At 61.4% G+C, this 3683-nt stretch carries 4 protein-coding genes; 3 read left to right on the forward strand and 1 reads right to left on the reverse strand.

Annotation, left to right across the window (positions count from 1 at the left end; genetic code table 11):
• The 3 genes from ACPYOP_RS32635 to ACPYOP_RS32645 form a co-directional block, all read left to right on the forward strand.
• Positions 1 to 1033, forward strand: a 1033-nt coding sequence (locus ACPYOP_RS32635; RefSeq protein ID WP_481414335.1) for a phosphoenolpyruvate carboxykinase, incomplete at its 5' end; no start/stop codon positions are given.
• Positions 1034 to 1280: 247 nt separating this feature from the next.
• A complete protein-coding gene (gene arfB / locus ACPYOP_RS32640; protein ID WP_481414336.1) occupies positions 1281 to 1715 on the forward strand; it encodes an alternative ribosome rescue aminoacyl-tRNA hydrolase ArfB in 435 nt (144 codons plus the stop codon).
• Positions 1716 to 2005: 290 nt separating this feature from the next.
• The gene (locus tag ACPYOP_RS32645) at positions 2006 to 2614 is read left to right on the forward strand and encodes an alpha-ketoglutarate-dependent dioxygenase AlkB family protein (RefSeq protein ID WP_481414337.1); all 609 of its coding nucleotides are present in this window, start codon (positions 2006 to 2008) and stop codon (positions 2612 to 2614) included.
• A 3-nt stretch (positions 2615 to 2617) separates the two neighbouring features.
• On the opposite strand, the gene coaA is transcribed toward ACPYOP_RS32645, so the two are convergent.
• Positions 2618 to 3613, reverse strand: coding sequence for a type I pantothenate kinase (coaA, locus tag ACPYOP_RS32650; protein ID WP_481414338.1), 996 nt, complete (start codon positions 3611 to 3613; stop codon positions 2618 to 2620).
• Positions 3614 to 3683 lie beyond the last annotated feature (70 nt).

Below are 3683 nucleotides of genomic sequence, written 5' to 3' on the forward strand. Positions count from 1 at the left end.
CTCCTATGCCGGTGAAATGAAGAAATCGGTCTTTACGGCACTGAACTACATGTTGCCGGAGCGCGGCGTCATGCCGATGCATTGCTCGGCCAATGTCGGCCCCGAAGGCGATGCCGCGATCTTCTTCGGCCTGTCGGGCACCGGCAAGACGACGCTGTCGGCGGATCCGACCCGCACGCTCATCGGCGACGACGAGCATGGCTGGGGCGAAAACGGCATCTTCAACTTCGAAGGTGGCTGCTACGCCAAGACCATCCGCCTGTCGGCCGAAGCCGAGCCTGAAATCTACGCCACGACACGCCGCTTCGGCACAGTGCTGGAAAATGTCGTGCTCGACGAGCATGGCCGGCCGGATCTCGACGACGGTTCGCTGACGGAAAACACCCGAAGCGCCTACCCGCTGCATTTCATTCCGAACGCTTCGGCGTCCGGCATAACGGGCCATCCCGAGACGATCATCATGCTGACGGCCGATGCCTTCGGCGTCATGCCGCCGATCGCCAAGCTGACACCGGATCAGGCAATGTACCACTTCCTGTCCGGCTACACCGCCAAGGTCGCCGGCACGGAAAAGGGTGTCGTTGAGCCGGAAGCCACCTTCTCGACCTGCTTCGGCGCTCCCTTCATGCCGCGCCATCCGGCCGAATACGGCAACCTGCTCAAGGAGTTCATCGCCCGCCACGGAGCCCGTTGCTGGCTGGTCAACACTGGCTGGACCGGCGGCGCCTATGGCAAGGGAAGCCGCATGCCGATCAAGGCGACGCGCGCGCTGCTTGCGGCTGCCCTGAAGGGTGATCTCGACAATGTCGACTTCCGCATCGATCCGAATTTCGGCTTTGCCGTTCCGGTCGCCGTTGAAGGCGTCGACAGCGCAATCCTCGACCCACGCTCCACCTGGGCCGATGGCGAAGCCTATGATGCGCAGGCTGAAAAGCTGGTGCAGATGTTCGTCACCAACTTCGCCAAGTTCGAGGACCACGTCGACGGCAACGTCCGCGATGCGGCGCCGGGAATGCCGGTCGCGGCGGAGTAATTAACAATCACGTGAGTGATGACTCACGTGAAACCCGCTTGCCCTCGTGGTTCCAGACGGCCCTCTGGGCCTCCTCACCATGAGGGCTGGTCTTTCCGGTCAATGCGGTAGATGCTCTGCCCTCATCCTGAGGCGCATTTCGGCGCGGCGCGCTGAAATGCCTCGAAGGACGAGGCGGCCTCCAAACTGGCTACAACCGTATTTTCAACCGCGCACCGATGTGGGATAGACAGGCGCGGAGAAAATCATGGCCAGCGAAGCGCTTTACATCAACGACCGGATCACGATTGCCGGCTGGGAGCTGACGGAACAATTCGTTCTGGCGGGCGGCCCTGGCGGTCAGAATGTCAACAAGGTCGCAACGGCCGTCCAGCTCTTCTTCGGTATCGTAAATTCGCCGTCGCTCAATGACCGCGTCAAGGCCAATGCCGTCAGGCTCGCCGGCCGCCGCGTCTCCAAGGATGGCGTGTTGATGATCGAGGCCAGCCGTTTCCGCAGCCAGGATCGCAATCGCGAGGATGCCCGCGAACGGCTGAAGGAACTGATCCTCGAAGCCGCCGCCCCGCCGCCGCCGCCCCGCAAGAAGACCAAACCGACCAAGGGTTCGATCGAGCGCCGACTGAAGGAAAAATCCGGGCGTTCCGAGGTCAAGAAGATGCGTGGCAAGATTGGCGGCGATTAGATTTGGTTTTCGGGCTGCAGTGCTGGTTTGGCTGGGATAAAGTAGAGGCTTGTCAGGTGAGTCTGGTGTCGCTGCAACTGTGTGCCTGGCCCCTCATCCTAGCCTTCTCCCCGCATGCGGGGAGAAGGGACGGCAGTGCGGAACAGCAGCGCACTTCACTTGTGGTGGATTGGCTTAAAGCAAGATAGACTCCCTCGCCCCGCTTGCGGGGAGAGGGCGGGGGTGAGGGGCCGCGCACAAAGGCGCGACGTCGGCACATTCACCTGACCGGCACCATCAGGAACACATCCATGCTCCTCCCGAACGGAATTCGCCATCTCCCCGGCTATCTCGATCGCCCCGCCCAGCAAGCGCTCGTCGAAGCGATCCGCGCCGTTGTGGCCGAGGCGCCGCTCTACACACCGGTCATGCCCGGCACCGGCAAGGAAATGTCCGTGCGCATGACCAATTGCGGTTCGCTCGGCTGGGTGACCGACAAAGAGCGCGGCTATCGTTACCAGCCGACGCATCCGGTCACCGGTCGCCCCTGGCCGGCCATGCCGCCGCAATTGCTGGATTTCTGGCGCGAGATAGCAGGCTATGAAAAGCCGCCCGAAGCCTGTCTCGTCAATTTCTACAGCGACGATGCCCGCATGGGCCTGCATCAGGATCGTGACGAGAAGGATCTTAATGCGCCCGTGCTGTCGATCTCGCTGGGAAACGCCTGCCTCTTTCGGGTTGGCGGTCTCAACCGCAACGATCGCACGCTATCCTTCAAGCTTTCCAGCGGCGATATCGTCGTTCTCGGCGGTGAGGGAAGATTGTGCTTCCACGGGGTCGACCGTATCTATCCGGCCACGTCGACATTGCTGAAGAATGGCGGCCGGATAAACTTGACCCTGAGGCGCGTTCAGCCCTGATCGTCAGAGCTTCCTGAGCGCCACCTGCTCGATCAGGTGATTCTTACCCTTCTGCAGGATGAGATCGGCGCGTGGCCGCGTCGGCAGGATGTTCTGGCGCAGGTTCTTCAGGTTGATGTTCTTCCAGAGCCCTTCGGCGATCGCCAGCGCCTCTTCCTCGCTGATCGAGGCGTAGCGGTGGAAGAAGGAATTGGGATCGCGGAAGGCGGTCTCGCGCAGCCGCATGAAGCGGGCGACATACCAATTGTGAATGAGCTCCTCGTCGGCATCGATATAGATCGAGAAGTCGAAGAAATCCGAGACCATCGGCACGATCTTGCCGTCCGCTGGCAAATGCCGCGATTGCAGCACGTTGATGCCTTCGAAGATCAGGATATCCGGGCGGTCGACCGTCTTGAATTCGTTTGGCAGCACGTCATAGACGAGGTGCGAATAGGAGGGCGCCTGCACATTCGGCTGGCCGGCCTTGATCGCCGAGAGGAAGCGCAGCAGCGCCGCCGTATCGTAGCTTTCCGGAAAGCCCTTGCGCTGCATCAGGTTGCGGCGCTGCAATTCGGCATTCGGGTAGAGAAAGCCGTCCGTGGTGACGAGATCGACCTTCGGGCTCGACGGCCAGCGGCCCAGCAATTCCTTCAGGATACGGGCGGTGGTGGACTTACCGACGGCGACCGAGCCGGCAATGCCGATGACGAAGGGTGTCTTGGCGATATCGGATAGGCTGAGGAAGCGGTTGCGCTGCTCGAACAGGATCTGCGAGGATTCCACATGCGAGGACAGCAGTCGCGATAGCGATAGATAGATGCGCCGGACCTCGTCGAGATCGATCGGGTCGCCCATCGAGCGCAGCCGCGTCACTTCGTCGGCGGTCAGCGTCAGCGGCGTATCGGCCCGGAATTTCGCCCACTCTTCCGAGGAAAAGAAATAATAGGGCGAATAGGCTTTCGCCTGGAAAATATCGAGCGTCTCGGGCGTGGGCTGGGTCTTGGTCGCTATCGTCATCGCATTCTTACCGGCTGGCCTTTTCCTGAAGGCCGGATTGGCTGGTGCGCCTTTCGAGCTCACCCATGAC

Source organism: Rhizobium sp. KNZ2-6A (assembly GCF_056755475.1).